Raw genomic sequence first — 18,397 nt, forward strand, 5'->3', positions numbered from 1 at the left:
CGATGAGAGAGACCGCCCTTTTCGAACTGCCGCTCTCCGGTGCGCAACGGGAGATGTGGTACGCGCAGCAGCTCGACCCCGGCAACCCCGTGTTCACCATGGCCGACCACCTCGACCTGGACGGCCCGCTGGACCTGGCGCGGTTCGAGCGCGCCTGGTGGCGGCTGATCCACGAGACCGAGTGTGTGCGGGCCCGGTTCACCGAGCGCGACGGCGAGCCCGTGCAGACCATCCACCCGCTGGGCGAACGGACGCTCCCGGTACGGGACTTCCGCGCCACCACCGACCCCGACGCCGCCTCCCGCCACCGGATGCGCGAGGACCTGCGGCTGCCCTCCTCCCTGGGCGGCGACGCGTTCCACAGCGAGCTGCACCTGCTGGGACCGCGTCGGGTGCGGCTGTACGCCCGCGCCAACCACATCCAGATGGACGGCTTCAGCCGCGCGGTGTTCTACCAGCGGCTGACCGCGCTGTACGCGAACGAACCCGGGAACGCCCGCGACGACGGACCGGAAACGGGCGCGCTGCCGCCGCTGGCCGAGCTGCTCGCCGACGAGCAGGCGTACCACGCCTCCCCGGCCCACGCCCGCGACGCGCGCTTCTGGTCCGGGCGGTTCGACACCGACCCGGAGCCGACCCGGCTGTCCCGGCGGCGCCCGGCGGCCGCCCGCCACACCCTGCGCCGCACCGCCCCGCTGCCCGGGTCCACCGTGGCGCGGCTGGGCGAGCTGGCCTGGGCGGCGCGGGTCACCTGGCCCACGACGCTGATCGCGGCCACCGCCGCGTGGGCCGCCCGGGCCAGTGGCGACGGGGAGGTGCTGCTGACCCTCCCGGTGCCCGCCAGGACGGGGGCCACCGCCCGGGCCGTGCCCGGGATGCGCGCCAACTTCCTGCCGCTCGCCCTGAGCGTGCGTCCCTCGATGACCCGCGACGAGCTGCTGCGGCACACCGCGGCCGAGCTGCGGGCCACCGTGCGCCACCAGCGGTACCGCGGCGACGAGCTGCGGCGCGAGCTGGGCTTCACGGGCGAGGCGGACGCCACCTTCGGGCCCACGGTCAATGTGCTGGAGTCCGGGGCGGACTACGCCTTCGGCGAGGGGTGCACGGGCCGGCTGCACAACCTGTCCACCGGCCCGGTGCCCGATCTGCAGATCGTCTACCTGGACACGCCGGGCGACGGCTGGACGGTCCGCCTGGACGCCAACCCCAGCCTGTACACCGACGCCGAGCTGACCGCACACCAGGACCGGCTGCTGGCCGCCATCGAGGCCTTCGCGCACGGCGCCGACGACCTGCCGCTGGGCCGGGTCGACGTCACCCTGCCCGCCGAGCGCCGGCGGCTGCTGGTCGACTGGAACGCCACGACACGCACCGGCGGCTTCACGGACGTGGTCGAGCGGGTGCGGGAGCTCGCCGGGCTGACCCCGCACGCCACGGCCGTGGACGACGGCGCCACCCGGCTGAGCTACGCCGAGCTGGTCGCCCGCGCCGACGCCCTCTCCCACACCCTGGCCGGCGCCGGGCTCACCACCGGTTCACTGGTCGCGCTGGCCGCGGGGCCCGGCGCGGCCTTCGTGACCGCGGTGCTCGGCGTGCTGGGCGCGGGGGCGGGCTGGGTGCCGCTGGACGTACGGGCCCCGGTGGCCCGGGGAGCCTCCCTGCTGGCCGACAGCGGCGCGGGGGCGCTGCTGTTCGGCGCGGACCAGGAGGAGTTCGCCCACCAGGTGCTGGCCGCGTGCGGCAGCTGGGCTGATTCGATTTCGGGCCTCCGGGGCGCTACAGCCCCTGTCGACGGTCGACCGTGCTCGGCCCTTCGTACCTCAGGGCCTGCGCGCGCTCTCCCTTTCGACAGCGGCGCGCCCCTTTGGCCCCAGGTGATCCAGCTGGGCGGCGGAACAGAAAGCGGTGGCGCGGAGGGCAATGCCGCGGCGGACCTTCTGCCGGTGGCGGGCCAGGGCGACGACCTGGCTTACGTGATCTTCACCTCGGGCTCCACCGGCCGCCCCAAGGGCGCGATGGTCCATCGCCACGGCATGGTCAACCACCTCCTCGCCAAGGTCGAGGACCTGGATCTGACCGCCGACGACTCGGTGGTCCACAACGCGCCGGTGACCTTCGACATCTCCATCTGGCAGATGTTGTCCGCGCTCGTCGTGGGTGGCCGCACCCGGGTGGTGTCCCGCGAGGTGGCCGGGGACCCGCAGGCGCTGTTCGGCCTCGCCGACGCCGAGCGGATCACCGTGCTGGAAGTGGTGCCCTCGCTGCTGCGGGTGGCCCTGGACGAGTGGGACGCGGGGGCGGCCCGGCCGGAGCTGGCCGCGCTGCGCCACCTGGTGGTCACCGGGGAGACCCTGCCGGTGGACCTGTGCCGCCGCTGGCTCGCGTACTACCCCGGGATTCCGCTGGTCAACGCGTACGGGCCGACCGAGTGCTCGGACGATGTGACCCACGCCTTCATCCGCTCCGAGGACGACCTGGGCCCGGTGCGGGCGCCGATCGGCTCGGCGGTGCGCAACACCAGCCTGTACGTCCTCGGCGACGGGCTGCGCCCGGTGCCCGCCGGGGTGGCCGGCGAGCTGTACGTCGGGGGGTTCGGCGTCGGGCGCGGCTATCTGGACGACTCGCGCCGCACCGCGCTGGTGTTCGTCGCCGACCCGTACTCGCCGGTGCCCGGCGCGCGGATGTACCGCACCGGCGACCGGGTGGTGCACCGGCCGGACGGGCAGTTGGAGTTCCTGGAGCGCGTCGACCACCAGGTCAAGATCCGCGGCCATCGCATCGAGCTGGGCGAGATCGAGGCCGTGCTGCGCGAGGTGCCCGGCGTCGTCGACGCCGTGGTGACCGTGGCCGTGGACCGCGAGGGCAACTCCCGGCTGGCGGCCTTCCTGTCCGGCCCGGCCGATGTGGTGGCCGCGCGGGACCGGGTGGCCGGCGCGCTGCCCGACTACATGGTGCCCGCGGCGTTCGTGGTGCTGGACGCCCTGCCGCTGACGGTCAACGGCAAGGTGGACCGCAAGGCGCTGCCGGAGCCGGACTTCGCCGCCGCCGCGGCGGGCTCGGGCCGCGCCCCGCGCAATCCGCGCGAGGAGGTGCTGTGCCAGCTGTTCGCCGATGTGCTGAACGTGGAGCGGGTGTCGATCGACGACGACTTCTTCGGCCTCGGCGGCCACTCGCTGCTCGCCACCAAGGTGGTCAGCCGGCTGCGGGTGCTGCTCGGCATCGAGCTGCCCATCAAGGCCCTGTTCGACGCGCCGACCGTCGAGCGGCTCGCCGCCTCGCTGGACGGCGCCGGACAGGCGCGGCCCCCGCTCGTCGCGGTGGACCGCCCGGCCGAGCTGCCGCTGTCCTTCGCGCAAGCGCGGCTGTGGTTCCTCGGCCACCTCGACAACCGCGGCGCCACCTACCACCTGCCCCGGGCGCTGCGGCTGTCCGGCGAGCTGGACACCGCCGCGCTCGCCGAGGCGCTGGCCGACGTGGTCGCCCGCCACGAGAGCCTGCGGACGGTCTTCCCCGAGGCCGACGGGCGCGCCACGCAGCTCGTCCTGGCCCCCGAGGTGGCCAGGCCCGGCCTGCCGGTCACGGTGACCACCGAGGACGGGCTGGCGCCGCTGCTGGCCGAGCGGGCGGCCCGCCCCTTCGACCTGAGCGCCGAACTGCCCCTGCGGGCCGAGCTGTTCAGGCTCGACGACGAGGAACACGTACTGCTGGTCGTACTGCACCACATCGCCGGTGACGGCTGGTCGGTGCTGCCGCTCGCGCAGGACCTGCGCGAGGCGTACGCGGCCAGGCTGCGCGGCCGGGCGCCCGCGTACCGTCCGCTGCCGGTCCAGTACGCCGACTACACGCTGTGGCAGCGGGAGTTGCTCGGCGACGAGAAGGACCCGCAGTCCCTGGCCGCGCGGCAGCTCGCCTTCTGGCGCGAGGCGCTGGCGGGCCTGCCGGACGAGCTGGAGCTGCCCACCGACTTCCCGCGCCCCGCGCTGCCCTCCTACCGGGGCGGCACCGTGGACTTCCGCCTGGAGCCCGAGCTGCGCGCGGCGGTCACGGGGCTGGCGCGGTCCACCGGGGCCAGCGTGTTCATGGTGTTGCAGGCCGCGCTGGCGGCGCTGCTGGCCAAGCTGGGCGCCGGGGAGGACATCCCGCTGGGTACCCCCGTGGCGGGGCGCGGCGAGACGGCGCTCGAGGGCCTGGTGGGTTTCCTCGTCAACACCCTGGTGCTGCGCACCGACGTGTCCGGCGATCCGACCTTCCGGGAGCTGGTGGGGCGGGCGCGCACCGCGGACCTGGCGGCCTTCGACCACCAGGACGTGCCGTTCGAGGCGCTGGTGGATGCCGTGAGCCCCGCCCGCTCGCTGTCGCGGCAGCCGTTGTTCCAGGTGATGCTGGCCTTCCAGAACACCGCGCCCGCCGACTTCGGGCTGCCGGGCCTGACCACCACCATGGCGCCGGTGCCCACCGGCACCGCCCGCTTCGACCTGGCCTTCGAGCTGACCGAGGAGGACGGCCCCGAGGGCGCGCCCGGTGGCATCGCCGGGCAGCTGGAGTACAGCGCGGACCTGTTCACCGAGGCGAGCGCGGCGACGATCGCCGAGCGCCTGGTGGAGCTGTTGCGCAAGGCCACGGCCGAGCCGGACCGGCCGCTGAGCCGGCTGGACGCCCTGCTGCCCGAGGAGGCCGCGCGTGTCCTCGGCGCGTGGTCCGGCGGCGGCACCGAGGCGCCCGGGGCGGCCACGCTCCCCGAGCTGTTCGCCGCCCGGGTGGCGCGGGACCCGGGCCGCACCGCGCTGCTGGCCACGGGCACGGGCCCGGTCACGTACGGGGAGCTGGACGAGCGGTCCAACCGGCTCGCGCACCATCTGATCTCGCTCGGCGTGGGCCCGGAGGACACCGTGGCGCTGGTGCTGCCCCGCACCGCCGAGGCGGTGGTCGCGGTGGTCGGGGTGCTCAAGACGGGGGCGGCGTATCTGCCGGTGGACCCGGCCTATCCGCAGGACCGCGTGGACTATGTGATCGCGGACGCCCGGCCGGCGGCGGTGCTCACCACGGTGGAGCGGGCGGAGGCGTTCCAGCGCTCGGAGGGGGTCCTCGCACTGGACGCGCCGGAGACGGCCGCCCGGCTGGCCGCCGCGCCCGCGCACGCCCCGACGGACGCCGACCGGCTGCGGCCGCTCGCGCCGCAGCACCCGGCGTACGTCATCTACACCTCGGGCTCCACCGGCCGCCCCAAGGGCGTGGTTGTGCCGCACGCCAATGTGGCGGTGCTGGCCGCGCAGGGCGAGCCGTTCGGGGTGCGGGAGGGCACCCGGGTGCTGCAGTTCGCCTCGTTCAGCTTCGACGCGGCCGCGTGGGAGGTGTGCACCTCGCTGCTGACCGGCGCGGTGCTGGTGCTGGCGGACGAGCGGGACCGGGCGCCCGGCGAGCCGCTCGCGGCGCTGATCGCCGAGGCCGGGATCGACGTGGTCTGCCTGCCGCCGACCGTGCTCTCCGCCTGGCCCGAGGACCTGCCCATGCCGGAGGGGATCACGGTCATCACGGCGGGCGAGGCCTGCCCGCCGGAGCTGGTGGAGCGGTGGTCGGCCGGGCGCCGGATGATCAACGCGTACGGGCCGACCGAGACCACCGTGTGCGCCACCGTCAGCGAGCCGCTCGCCGGGTCCGTCAAGCCGCCGGTCGGCCGCCCGCTGGCCGGCACCCGCGTCCGGGTGCTGGACGCGGCGCTGCGGCCGGTGCCGCCCGGGGTCACCGGGGAGCTGTACGTGTCGGGCGCCGGGCTGGCCCGCGGCTATCTGGGCCGGGCGCGGCTGACCGCCGAGCGGTTCGTCGCCGACCCGTACGGGGAGCCGGGCGCGCGGGTGTACCGCACCGGGGACCTGGTGCGCTGGCTGCCCGACGGGACGCTGGACTACGTCGGCCGCTCGGACGACCAGGTCAAGCTGCGCGGCTTCCGGATCGAGCCCGGGGAGATCGAGAGCGCCCTGCTCGCGGACCCGGGCGTCGCCCAGGCCGCGGTGGTCGTGCGCTCCGGCCGGCCCGGGGAGAAGCGCCTGGTCGGCTATGTCGTACCGGCCGGCGAGGAGGCGCCCGACGCGGCGCTGCTGCGCGAGCGGCTGGCCGGGCGGCTGCCGGACCACATGGTGCCCGCCGCGTTCGTCACGCTGGACGCGCTGCCGCTGACCGGCAACGGGAAGCTGGACCGCGCGGCGCTGCCCGCGCCCGACTTCACCGCCCGCGCCACCGGCCGGGCGCCGGTCACGGCCCAGGAGGAGACGCTGTGCCAGGTCTTCGCCGATGTGCTGGGCCTGGAGCGGGTGGGCGCCGACGACAGCTTCTTCGACCTGGGCGGCGACTCGATCGTGTCGATCCAGCTGGTGGGCCGGGCGCGCAAGGCCGGGCTGCTGATCACCGCGCAGGACGTGTTCACCCACCGCACCCCCGCCGCGCTCGCGGCCGCCGCCAAGCCCGCCGCCGAACAGGTGGTGCTCGGCGCGGACGACGGGGTCGGCCGCCTCGCGCCCACCCCGATCGGGCTGTGGCTCCAGGAGCTGTCCCAGGGGGCCGAGTTCGCCGGGTTCCACCAGGCGGTGGTGGTCCGCACCCCGGCCGGCGCCACCCAGGCCACCCTGGCCGCCGCACTGCAAGCCCTGCTCGACCACCACGACGCCCTGCGGACCCGCCTGGAGGACACCGACGGGGCCTGGGCGCTGCGGATCGCCGAGCCGGGCGCGGTGCGCGCCAAGGAGCTGCTCACCCGCGTCGGGGTGGCCTCCCTGCCCGAGGAATCCTGGCCCGAGGCGGTGACCGGCTCGGCCGCCGCCGCCCAGTCCCGGCTCGACCCGCGCGAGGGCGTCATGGTCCAGGCGGTGTGGTTCGACGCGGGCCCCGGCCGCCCCGGCCGGCTGCTGCTGACGATGCACCACCTGGTCGTGGACGGGGTGTCCTGGCGGATCCTGCTGCCCGACCTGGCCCAGGCGTACGAGGCGGTCACCCACCGCACCCCGGTGGCGCTGCAACCGGTGGGCACCTCGCTGCGCCACTGGTCCGGCCTGCTGGCGGCCGAGGCGCGCACGGTACGGCGCGGGGCCGAACTGCCGTACTGGCGCGAGGTGGTGGCCACCCCCGACCCGCCGCTCGGTGGCCGCCGGCTCGACCGGGCCCGGGACACCACGGCCACCGCCCGCACCCTGCGGATGTCCCTGGACACCGCCACCACGGCGGCGCTGCTGACCGAGGTCCCGGCCGCCTTCCACACCGAGGCCAACGACGTGCTGCTGGCCGGGCTCGCGCTCGCGGTGGCCGACTGGCGGCGGCGCAGGGGCGAGGACAGCTCGGCCGTGCTGGTGGAGCTGGAGGGTCACGGGCGCGAGGAGTTCACGCAGGGGGTGGACCTGAGCCGGACCGTCGGCTGGTTCACCACCACCTGCCCGGTGCGCCTCGATCTGGGCGCCGTCGACTGGGCGGAGGCCTGGTCGGGCGGGCCCGCCGCCGGTCTCGTCCTCAAGGCGGTCAAGGAGCAGCTGCGGGCCCTCCCCGACCACGGCCTGGGCCACGGGCTGCTGCGCCGGCTGGCCCCGGACACCGCGCCCGAGCTGGTCGCCGCGGACCCGCCGCAGCTGGGCTTCAACTACCTGGGGCGGCTGCCCGCCCCGGTGGCCGAGGACTGGTCCGTCACGCCGGAGTCGGCATTGGTGGCGGCCGGCACGGACCCGGACCTGCCGCTGCCGCACGTGCTCGGGCTCAACGCCCTGACGGAGGACGGCCCGGACGGGCCCCGGCTGGTCGCCGCCTGGACCTTCGCGGCGGACCTCCTGCCGGAGGACGACGCGCGGCACATCGCCGAGGCCTGGTTCCGCGCCCTCACGGCCCTGGCCCTGCACGCCCAGAGCCCGGATTCGGGCGGGCACACCCCTTCCGATGTCGACCTGGTGGAGCTGAGCCAGGCCGAGATCGACGAGTTCGAAGACGAGATGGATGAGTGGTCCCTATGAGCGGAACCCAGATGCGACCGGCGGGCGAGGCCGCGCTCCGGCCGGCGAGACCGACCGCCAAGCGGTCCAACTTCCAGGACGTCCTGCCGCTGACCCCGCTCCAGGAAGGGCTGCTCTTCCACGCGGTGTACGAGAGCCAGGCCGAGCTGGACGTGTACGCCGTCCAACTGGTCCTGGACCTGTCCGGCCCGCTGGAGGCGGCACGCCTCAAGGCCGCGGCCGGCGCCCTGCTGCGGCGCCACCCGAACCTGCGGGCGGCCTTCCGCTACCGCGGGAACGGCGACCCGGTGCAGCTGATCCCGCGCGCCGTCGAGGTGCCGTGGACCGAGACCGACCTCAGCGGCCTGGCGCCCGAGGAGCGGGCCGCCGAGGCGCGGCGCCTGACCGACGAGGACCGGGTGCGCCGGTTCGACGTCCGCCGCCCGCCGCTGCTGCGGTTCATCGTGATGGACCTGGGCGCAAGCACCCACCGTGTGGTGCTGACCGCGCACCAGATGCTCTTCGACGGCTGGTCCATGCCGCTGATCGTGCGCGAGCTGTTCGTGCTGTACGGCGGGGACGCCGCCGGGAGCCTCGCCCCCGCCGCCCCGTACAAGTCGTATCTGACGCACCTGGCCGAGCAGGACCGGGCCGCGGCCGAGGAGGCGTGGCGCGAGGCGCTGGCGGGGCTCGACGAGCCCACGCTGGTGGCCCCGGCGGCGACCGGGCGGGCGGCGGGCCTGCCCGCACACCACGCGGTGGAGCTGCCCGCGGCGTTCACCGCCGAGCTGACCGCCTGGGCGCGCGGCCGCGGCCTGACCCTGAACACCGTGGTGCAGGGCGCCTGGGCGGCCACCCTCGGCGCCCTCACCGGGCTGCGCGACGTGGTGTTCGGCGGCACGGTCTCGGGCCGGCCGCCGGGGCTGCCCGGTGTGGAGACGATGGTCGGCCTGTTCATCAACACCCTGCCGGTGCGGGTGGACCTGGACCCGGCGCGCTCCTTCGCCGAGATCCTCACCGCGCTCCAGGAGCGGCAGACCGGCCTGCTGCCCCACCAGCACCTGAGCCTCACCCGCATCCAGCAGGCCGCCGGCGCCGGGGAGCTGTTCGACACCGTCCTGGTCTTCGAGAACTACCCGCTCGACCCGGCGCGGATGGAGCGGCCCGCGCCCGGGCTGCGCGTCACCGGCCTCGCGGCCAAAGACGCCACGCACTACCCGCTGAGCCTGATGGCACTGCCCGGCGAGCGGCTGCGGCTGGACCTCGGCTACGCCCCCGACCTGTACCCCGCCGAGGAGGCGGCCGCGGTCATGGACCGTCTCACGGGGCTGCTGCGCACCCTGCTCGACCACCCCGACCGGCCCTTCGGGCAACTGGACGCGCTGCTGCCAGGCGAGCGCGAGCGGGTCCTCGACCTGCCCGCCGACCCGGCGCCCGGGGACCCGTTCGCGGACGTGGTCGAGCGGGTGCGGGCGCTGGCCCGCGAGCAGGCGGAGGCACCGGCCGTCACCGACGGCCGGGAGACCCTGAACTACGAGGAGCTGGTGGGCCGGAGCAGCGCCCTGACCCGGGAGCTGACCGGCCGCGGCATCGGCCCGGGCGCCCTGGTGGGCGTGCTCGCCGCGCCCGGGGCCCGCTTCGTGACGGCGGTGCTCGGCACGCTGGGCGCGGGGGCGGCATGGGTGCCGCTGGACGTGACGGCGCCGATGGCCCGTACGGCCGCGCTGGTCGCCGACGCGGGGGTGGCGCTGCTGCTGACCGACGCCGAACACGCCGACCTGGCCGCCGAGGTGGGCGGCACGCTGCCCGTCCTGACCGTCAACGGCCACCAGGACTCACCCGAGGACCTGGCGCCCGTGGCCGGGGCGGGCGACGACCTGGCGTACGTCATCTTCACCTCCGGCTCCACCGGCCGCCCCAAGGGCGCGATGGTCCACCGCCGTGGCATGGTCAACCACCTGCTGGCGAAGGTGGCGGACCTGGATCTGACCGCGTGCGACACGGTGGTGCACAACGCGCCCGTCACCTTCGACATCTCGGTGTGGCAGATGCTGTCCCCGCTGGTCGTGGGCGGTCTGCTGCGGGTGGTGTCCAAGCGGACGGCGGCCGACCCGGCGGAGCTGTTCGGGATGGTCGGCCCGGAGCGGATCACCATCCTGGAGGTCGTGCCCTCGCTGCTGCGGGCGGCCCTCGACAGCTGGGACGCGGGCGCGCCGGTGCCGGACCTGACGCGGCTGCGCCGGCTGGTGGTCACCGGCGAGGCGCTGCCCGCCGAGCTGTGCCGCCGCTGGTTCGGCTGCTTCCCCGGCATTCCGCTGGTCAACGCGTACGGGCCCACCGAGTGCTCGGACGATGTCACCCACGCCGTGATCCGGGACGCCGGCGAGGTGCCCGGGGTGCGGGCGCCGATCGGGTCGGCGGTGCGCAACACCGGCCTGTACGTGCTCGACGACGGGCTGCGGCCGGTGCCCGCCGGGGTGCCGGGCGAGCTGTACGTCGGCGGGGCCGGGGTGGGCCGCGGCTATCTGCGCGACCCGCGCCGCACCTCCGCCGTGTTCGTCGCCGACCCGTACTCGCCGGTGCCCGGCGCCCGGATGTACCGCACCGGCGACCGGGTGGTGCGGCGGGCCGACGGGAGCCTGGAGTTCCTGGAGCGGCGCGACCACCAAGTGAAGATCCGCGGGCATCGCATCGAGCTGGGCGAGATCGAGGCCGTGCTGCGCACCGTGCCCGGGGTCACCGACGCGGTGGTGAACGTCGCGAAGGACACCCGGGGCGAGGGCCGGCTGGTGGGCTATCTGGCCGGGGCGGCGGATGTGGCGGCGGCGCGGGCCTCGGTCGCCGAGCGGCTGCCGGAGTACATGGTGCCGTCCGCGTTCGTGCTGCTGGACTCGCTGCCCCTGACCCCCAACGGCAAGGTGGACCGCAAGGCGCTGCCCGCCCCCGAGATCGCCACCTCGGCCGGGCGCGGCCCGCGCACCCCGCGCGAGGAGCTGCTGTGCCAGGCCTTCGCCGAGGTGCTGGGCCTGGAGCGGGTCTCCATCGACGAGGACTTCTTCGACCTCGGCGGACACTCGCTGCTCGCCACCCGGCTGATCAGCCGGGTGCGGTCGCTGCTGGACGTGGAGGTCCCGCTCCGTACGGTCTTCGAGGCGGCGACCCCGGCCGCGCTCGCCGCCCGGCTGACGGGCGCGGACGCCGCCCGGCCGCCGCTGACCGCGGCACCGCGCCGGGGACGGCTGCCGCTGTCGTCCGCCCAGCGGCGCATGTGGTTCCTGGGCCGGCTCGAGGGCCCGTCCGGCACCTACAACCTGCCCTGGACGCTGCGGCTCACCGGCACGCTGGACCGGCCCGCGCTGCGCGCCGCGCTCGGCGACGTGGTGGCGCGCCACGAGGCGCTGCGCACGGTGTTCCCCGAGTCGGCCGAGGGCCCGTACCAGCGGATCCGCCGCCGGGCGCGGATCACCCTGCCGGTGCGCCACATCGGCGAGGACGAACTGGAGGACGCGGTCACCGAGTTCACCTCCCGCGGCTTCGACCTGTCGCGCGAAATCCCCATCAGAGCCGCGCTGTTCGCCCTCGGGAAGCGGGAACACGTCCTGGTCACGGTCATCCACCACATCGCGGGCGACGGCTGGTCCAACGCCCCGCTGGCCCGGGACCTGAGCCGCGCCTACGCGGCCCGGCTGCGCGGCGAGGAGCCGACGTGGAGCCCGCTGCCGGTCCAGTACGCGGACTACGCGCTGTGGCAGCGCGAGCTGCTGGGCGACGAGAGCGACCCTGAGTCCCTGGCCGCCCGGCAGCTGGAGTTCTGGAAGCGGACGCTGGACGGACTGCCGGACGAGCTGGAGCTGCCCACCGACTTCCCGCGCCCCGCGCTGCCCTCCTACCGGGGCGGCACCGTGGAGTTCACCGTCCCGGCCGCCACCCACGCCCGCGCCGCCGCGCTGGCCAGGGAGTGCGGGGCGAGCCTGTTCATGGTGGTGCAGGCGGCGCTGGCCACCATGCTGTCCACGCTGGGCGCCGGGGAGGACATCCCCATCGGCACCCCGGTGGCCGGCCGCACCGACGACGCGCTGGACGACCTGGTCGGCTTCTTCGTCAACACCCTGGTGCTGCGCGGCGACCTGTCCGGCGACCCGACCTTCCGCGAGCTGGTGGGCCGGGTGCGCGGGACGGCGCTGGCCGCCTTCGCCCACCAGGACCTGCCGTTCGAGCGGCTGGTGGACGCCCTGTCCCCGGCCCGCTCGATGGCCCGCCACGCGCTGTTCCAGACGATGCTGGCGTTCCAGAACAACGCGGCGGCCACGCTGGAGCTGCCGGGCCTCACCGGCACGGTCGGCGCGGCCCGCACCGGCCGCGCCCGCTTCGACCTGGCCTTCGACCTGGCCGAGGTGCGGTCCGGGTCCGGGGAGCCGGGCGGGATCGCCGGGCGCCTGGAGTACAGCGCCGACCTGTTCACCGAGGAGAGCGCGCGCGTCCTGGCCGCCCGGCTGGCCCATCTGCTGGACCGGCTCACCGCAGCCCCCGACACCAGGCTCGGCGAGACGGACGCGCTGCTGCCGGGCGAGCGGGAGCGGCTGCTGGTGGAGTGGAACGGCGCGCCCGCCCATCCCGCGCATCCGCCGCTGTACGAGCGGTTCGAGGCGCGCGCGGCCGCGGACCCGGACCGTACCGCGCTGCTCCACGAGGAGCGGCGGATCGGCTACCGGGAGCTGAACGAGCGGGCCAACCGGCTGGCGCGGGCCCTGGTCGCGCGGGGCGCGGGCCCCGACCGGCTGGTCGCCATCGCCCTGCCGCGCTCCCCCGAGATGGTCGTGGCGGCGCTGGCGGTGCTCAAGTCGGGCGCCGCGTATCTGCCCCTCGACCCGGCCTACCCGGCGGACCGGATCGGCCACATGGTGCGGGACGCCCGGCCGGTGCTCGCCCTGACCGGCCGGGAGGCGGCGCGGGCGCTGCCGGGCCCGGACGTGGTGCCCCGTCTGCTGCTGGACGACCCGAAGGCGGCGGCGGAGGTGGCCGCCCTCCCGGCCGGGAACCTGCGGGCGCACGAGCGCCCGGTCCCGGCTCCGGGCCACGCCGCGTACGTGATCTACACCTCGGGCTCCACCGGCCGCCCCAAGGGCGTGGTCGTCCCGCACGGCGCCTTCGCCAACTTCCTGGCCGCCACCTCGCGCCTGCTGGACCTGGGCGCGGACGACCGGCTGGTGTCGGTGACCACCTTCGGCTTCGACATCGCCAACCTGGAGCTGTTCGTCCCGCTGCTGTCCGGCGCCACGCTGGTGCTCGCCCCGCCCGCCACCGTGCGGGACCCGCGGGAGCTGGCCGCGCTGCTGGTCGAGAGCCGCGCCACCATGATGCAGGCCACCCCGACGCTGTGGCACGCCCTGGTGGCCTCGCACCCGGGGGCGCTGCGCGAGGTGCACGCCCTGACCGGCGGCGAGGCGATCAGCCAGGACCTGGCCACGGCGCTGCGCGGGGCGGCGCGCAAGGTGACCAATCTGTACGGGCCGACGGAGACCACCATCTGGTCCACCGCCGCCGAGCTGGACGGCACCGGCACCCCGCCCATCGGCCGCCCGCTGGCCGGCAACCGGGCGTATGTCCTGGACGCGGCGCTGCGGCCGGTGCCGGCCGGGGTGACCGGCGAGCTGTACCTCGGCGGCGCGTCCCCGGCGCGCGGCTACCACGACCGGCCGGGGCTGACCGCGGGGCGGTTCGTCGCCGACCCCAACTCCCCGGTGCCCGGCGCCCGGATGTACCGCACCGGCGACCTGGTGCGGCGGCGGCCGGACGGCTCCCTGGACTACCTGGGCCGGGCCGACCACCAGGTCAAGGTGCGCGGCTTCCGCATCGAGCCGGGCGAGATCGAGGCCACGCTGCTGAGCCATCCACGGGTGGCGCAGGCCGCGGTGGTGGTACGCCGGGACACCCCCGGCGCGCCGGGCGAGCCACGGCTGGCCGGGTACGTGGTGCCGCGCGGCGAGCCGGGGATCGACCTGGCGGAGCTGCGGGCCCATCTGGCGGCCGCGGTGCCCGACTACATGGTCCCGGCGTTCCTCACCGAGCTGGAGCGGATGCCGCTGACGCCCAACGCGAAGGTGGACCGCAAGGCCCTGCCGGCCCCCGGGCTGCCCCGCGCGGCCACCGGCCGGGGGCCGCGCACCCCGCTGGAGCAGACGCTGTGTCAGGCCTTCGCCGAGGTGCTGGGGCTGGACCGGGTCGGCGCCGAGGACAGCTTCTTCGAGCTGGGCGGCGACTCCATCCGCTCCATCCGCCTGGTCGGCCGCGCCCGCGAGCTGGGCGTCGGGCTCTCCCCCGCCGATGTGTTCCTGCACCGGACGGTGGCGGGCCTGGCCACGGCGGCCACCGCGGCCGGGTCGGCGCCGGACGTGGCCGACGCCTTCGCCCGGGTGCTGCCGATCCGCGCCGTGGGGACGGGGGCGGGGACGCGGCCGCCGCTGTTCTGTGTGCACGGCGGGGTCGGGCTCTCCTGGCCGTTCCTGGAGCTGGCCGGCGCGCTCACCGAATTCCCCGTGTACGGATTCCAGGCGGGCGGAATCGTGTCCCCGGCCCAGCAGCCCGGCTCCGTACGGGAAATGGCTGCGGATTACATCCGGAGCATGCTGGAAATACAACCCGAGGGGCCGTACCATATTGTCGGGTGGTCTTTCGGGGCGCTGGTCGCCCATGAAATGGCCGTCAAATTGCAGGAGCAGGGGCGCGACGTGGCGCTGCTGGCGAATCTGGACGGCTTCCCGGCGGCGGAGCGCGACCCCGACGAGGACCTGAGCGACCAGGCGCTGCTGGCCCAGATCCTGCTGCGCTGCGGGCTGGACCCGCAGGGCGGCGCCGAGGGCGGCGGAAAGCTGGACGCGGCCGGGGTGCTGGCGCTGCTGGCCCGGGACGGCAATCCCCTCGCCGAGCTCGACGAGGCGCGGCTCGGCCATCTCCTCGGGGTGATCCGTCACTTCAGCGAGCTGGGCTCGGCCCACCGGCCGGGCCGCTACCGCGGAGACCTGCTCTTCTTCGCGGCCACCCGCGGACTCGCCGAATCCGCCCCGACCGAGGCCCGCTGGGCGGCGCACATCGACGGCGCGATCGTCCGCCACGAGATCGACGCCGACCACGACGGAATGCTGGCCCCGCAGCCCGCCGCCCATATCGCGAAAGTCATTTCCGAAGCGCTCGGCGACTGAGCCGAGAAGACTTCCCGAAGAGAATGGTGAATTTCTCCCGAGGGATGCCCATGTCAGAAAGAGGAGAGCGAGAGAGGACATCAACCGGATATGACAAACCCTTTCGACGACGAGACCGGAACCTTTCTGGTCCTGGTCAACCACGAGGGCCAGCACTCCCTGTGGCCCGCCTTCGCCGAGGTCCCGGCCGGCTGGACGGCGGTACTCGCCGAGACCAGCCGTGAGGAGGCCCTGGCGTATGTCGAGCGCACCTGGACCGATCTGCGCCCGAAGAGCCTGATCGAGACGGCCTAGCCCGCGACACCCGACCGAAGCACATCCCACCGACACACACCCGACCGACATACACCGGACCGACGCACACCCCACCCACGCGGACCGGCCCCGCCCGGGCCGGTCCGCCCGAGGGCACCACCCAACCCCCCACCCACCGCACATCACTTTCCGACGGAGGAATTCGCAATGAGCGCCATCACCATCGACACCGCGGCCGAGGACAAGGTCCGCGAGATCCTCGCCAACTCCCTCGACCTGGACGGCGAGGAACTGACCCGCACCGGGCTGTTCGTGGACGAGTACGGGGCCGACTCGCTGTGCGCGATCGAGATGCTGTCCGCCCTGGAGGTGGCCTTCGGCGTCACCATCGAGCAGGACGAACTCCAGAACATGATCCACTTCGAGGCGGTCCTCGAGGTGCTCTCCCGGGCCGAATCGCGATGACCGGCCGGCGAGTGGTGCTGACCGGACTCGGCGTCCTGTCCAGCATCGGCAATGGTGTCACCGAGTTCACCCGCGGGCTGCGCGAAGGCCGGTGCGGCGCCGGAGAGATCACCCTCTTCGACGCCACCGGCTTCCGCCGCCAACTCGCTCACGAGGTGCGGGACTTCGACCCGGCCGAGTGGATCCGCCACTTCCCGCTCGAAGAGCTGGGCCGGGCCAGTCAGTTCTCCGTCGCCGCCACCCGACTGGCGGTCCGGGACGCGGGGCTGGACCTGGCGGAGCTGCGCGGCCGGCGCGGCCTGGTCACCCTCGGCACCACCGACGGCGAGGCCAGGGAGCTGGACCAGCTCGTCGAGGCCGAACTGGCCGCGGGCGGCCCGGAACACCTGGCGCCCACCGCGGTGCGGCGGCTGCCCGCCCACCGGCTGGCGCTCGCCGTCGTCCGTGAGCTGCGGCTGCCGCGTGCGGTGCCGTCCGTGCTCGGCACCGCCTGCGCGGCGGGCAACTACGCCATCGGCGACGGCTTCGACGCCGTACGCTCCGGCGAGGCGGACTACGCGCTGGTCGGCGGGTCGGACGCACTGGCCCGCCGTACCTTCGCCGGCTTCTCCCGGCTCGGCCTGGTCGCCTCCGACCGCTGCCGGCCGTTCGACGCCGAGCGGGAGGGGCTGCTGACCGCCGAGGGCGCCGGCGTCCTGCTGCTGGAGCCCCTGGAGTCGGCGCTGGCGCGCGGCGCCCGGATCTACGCCGAGCTGCTGGGCTACGGCCTCAACTGCGACGCCCACCACCCGACCGCCCCCGACCAGGAGAGCGTCGCCCGCTGCATGGGCCTCGCGCTCGCCGACGCCGGGATCAAGCCGGAGGAGGTGGATCTGGTGTCCGCGCACGGCACCGGCACCAGGACCAACGACATCACCGAGACCCGCGCGATCCGCGAGCTGTTCGGCGACCGGCCGCCGCGCACCGTGGCGCTGAAGTCCATGCTCGGCCACTCCATGGGCGCGGCCAGCGCCCTGGGCGCCGCGGCCTCGGCCCTCGCCCTGGCCCACGGCTTCATCCCGCCCACCGTCAACCACCGCTCCACCGATCCCGAGTGCGGCGTCGACTGCGTGCCCAACCACGCCGTCGAGGCGCCGCTGCGGATCGTGGTCAACAACGGCCTGGCCTTCGGCGGCAACAACGCCTCCGTCGTCCTCGGCCGCTACGAGGAGGACCAGCGATGACCCCCGTACCCGCCAAGGAGGTCACCACCGAGGCCCGGGGCCGCCCCCGCACCGACCGCGCCGTCATCACCGCCTGGTCGGCCGTCTCCCCGTACGGCCTGGGCCGCGCCGCGTACGCGGAGGGGATCGCCGCGCGGCGCCCCACCGCGGCCGTGCCGGACCCGGCGGCCTGGCAGACGCCCGACGCCGGCGCCTGCCTGGTGCCCGGCTTCGACATCCGGCAGATCCTCGGCCGGGCCGGCACCCGCACCATGGACCGGGCCATGGGGCTCGCGGTCACCGCCGTACGCGAGCTGTTCGAGGAGGCCGAGGCCGACGAACACCCGGTGACCCGGGGGACCGGCACCGCGCTCGTCCTGGGCACCACCCTGGGCAGCGCGGCCAGCCAGCAGAACTTCAGCCGGGCCTCGTTCGTCGGCGACAAGCCGTACGACGTGCCGGCGCAGCTGATGCCGAACACCCTGATGAACAGCCCGGCCGGGGCCAGCGCCATCCGCTTCGGCCTCAAGGGCCCCAACACCACCCTGGCCGGCGGCCGTCCGGCCGCGCTGCTCGCCCTCGCCTACGCCCGCCGGCTGCTGGCCGCGGGCCGGGCCGAGCGGGCGCTGGTGGGGGCGGTGGAGGAGTACTCCGGGGCCCGTTCCTGGCTGGAGCGCCACAGCCGGGGCGCGGACGAGGAGCAGGGCGCGCCGCTCGGGGAGGGCTGCGCGATGCTGCTGCTCGAACCCGCCGACACCCTCCCCGAGGACCGGCCGGCGCTCGCCGAACTCCTGGCGATCGACGTACGGGTGGACGTCACCGGCGATCTGCCCGGCACGCTGCGGGAGAGCGTGCGCCACGCCCTCGCCGAGTCCGGTGTCACCCCGGACGAGGTGTGGGCGGCGGCCGGGGGCGGGCTGACCGGCGCGGCGGGCGAGGCCGAACGGACCCTGCTGACCGAGGTGTTCGGGCGGCAGGCCGCCGACCGGGCGGTGTGCCACGAGCTGATCGGCGACACCGCCTCGGCCCAGGCCGCCTTCCAGCTCGCCGCGGTCCTGGTCGCGGCGTCCGCCGACCCGGCCTCGGCCGGCCGGGCCGCCGTGGTCACCTCGGTGGACCGCGAGGGCCTGGTGGCCTGCGGGGTGCTGCGGCTGCTGGGCGGTGCCCGATGAGCCCCGCGACTCCCGCGACGCCCGGGGGCTCTGGGACCCCGGCGGCGTCCGCGACCTCCGGGGCCCCTGGGGCCCCTGGGATCCCTGGGACCCCTGCGGCGTCCGCAACCCCCGCGGCGTCCGCAACCCCCGCGGCCTCC

General features: G+C 75.5%; 6 protein-coding genes. All 6 read left to right on the forward strand.

Going from position 1 to position 18,397, the window contains the following annotated elements; translation table 11 throughout:
• The first annotated feature begins 2 nt into the window (after nucleotides 1–2).
• The 6 genes from ABFY07_RS24430 to ABFY07_RS24455 all read left to right on the forward strand — a co-directional run bounded on the left by ABFY07_RS24430 (nucleotide 3) and on the right by ABFY07_RS24455 (nucleotide 18,257).
• Nucleotides 3–7,985 (forward strand): amino acid adenylation domain-containing protein, encoded by a 7,983-nt coding sequence (locus tag ABFY07_RS24430; RefSeq protein ID WP_346176540.1) that lies wholly within the window; start codon nucleotides 3–5, stop codon nucleotides 7,983–7,985.
• Complete coding sequence (locus ABFY07_RS24435; protein ID WP_346176541.1) at nucleotides 7,982–15,163, forward strand: amino acid adenylation domain-containing protein; 7,182 nt, start codon at nucleotides 7,982–7,984, stop codon at nucleotides 15,161–15,163. Before ABFY07_RS24430 ends, ABFY07_RS24435 begins: the two co-directional genes overlap by 4 nt.
• A 90-nt stretch (nucleotides 15,164–15,253) precedes the next feature.
• On the forward strand, nucleotides 15,254–15,457 hold the full coding sequence (locus ABFY07_RS24440; RefSeq protein WP_065959824.1) for an MbtH family protein: 204 nt from the start codon (nucleotides 15,254–15,256) through the stop codon (nucleotides 15,455–15,457).
• Nucleotides 15,458–15,625: 168 nt separating this feature from the next.
• Nucleotides 15,626–15,883 (forward strand): acyl carrier protein, encoded by a 258-nt coding sequence (locus ABFY07_RS24445; protein ID WP_346176542.1) that lies wholly within the window; start codon nucleotides 15,626–15,628, stop codon nucleotides 15,881–15,883.
• A complete protein-coding gene (locus tag ABFY07_RS24450) occupies nucleotides 15,880–17,106 on the forward strand; it encodes a beta-ketoacyl-[acyl-carrier-protein] synthase family protein (RefSeq protein WP_346176543.1) in 1,227 nt (408 codons plus the stop codon). Before ABFY07_RS24445 ends, ABFY07_RS24450 begins: the two co-directional genes overlap by 4 nt.
• The gene (locus ABFY07_RS24455) at nucleotides 17,103–18,257 is read left to right on the forward strand and encodes a beta-ketoacyl synthase N-terminal-like domain-containing protein (RefSeq protein WP_346176544.1); all 1,155 of its coding nucleotides are present in this window, start codon (nucleotides 17,103–17,105) and stop codon (nucleotides 18,255–18,257) included. Before ABFY07_RS24450 ends, ABFY07_RS24455 begins: the two co-directional genes overlap by 4 nt.
• Nucleotides 18,258–18,397 lie beyond the last annotated feature (140 nt).

Origin of the sequence: Streptomyces sparsogenes subsp. cuspidosporus (assembly GCF_039532705.1) — a bacterium.
GTDB lineage: Bacteria > Actinomycetota > Actinomycetes > Streptomycetales > Streptomycetaceae > Streptomyces > Streptomyces sparsogenes.

Excerpts from the sequence above, each read along its gene's own strand:
- ABFY07_RS24430 (WP_346176540.1), top strand. The coding sequence starts at position 3 with ATGAGAGAGACCGCCCTTTTCGAACTGCCGCTCTCCGGTGCGCAACGG.
- ABFY07_RS24435 (WP_346176541.1), top strand. The coding sequence starts at position 7,982 with ATGAGCGGAACCCAGATGCGACCGGCGGGCGAGGCCGCGCTCCGGCCG.
- ABFY07_RS24440 (WP_065959824.1), top strand. The coding sequence starts at position 15,254 with ATGACAAACCCTTTCGACGACGAGACCGGAACCTTTCTGGTCCTGGTC.
- ABFY07_RS24445 (WP_346176542.1), top strand. The coding sequence starts at position 15,626 with ATGAGCGCCATCACCATCGACACCGCGGCCGAGGACAAGGTCCGCGAG.
- ABFY07_RS24450 (WP_346176543.1), top strand. The coding sequence starts at position 15,880 with ATGACCGGCCGGCGAGTGGTGCTGACCGGACTCGGCGTCCTGTCCAGC.
- ABFY07_RS24455 (WP_346176544.1), top strand. The coding sequence starts at position 17,103 with ATGACCCCCGTACCCGCCAAGGAGGTCACCACCGAGGCCCGGGGCCGC.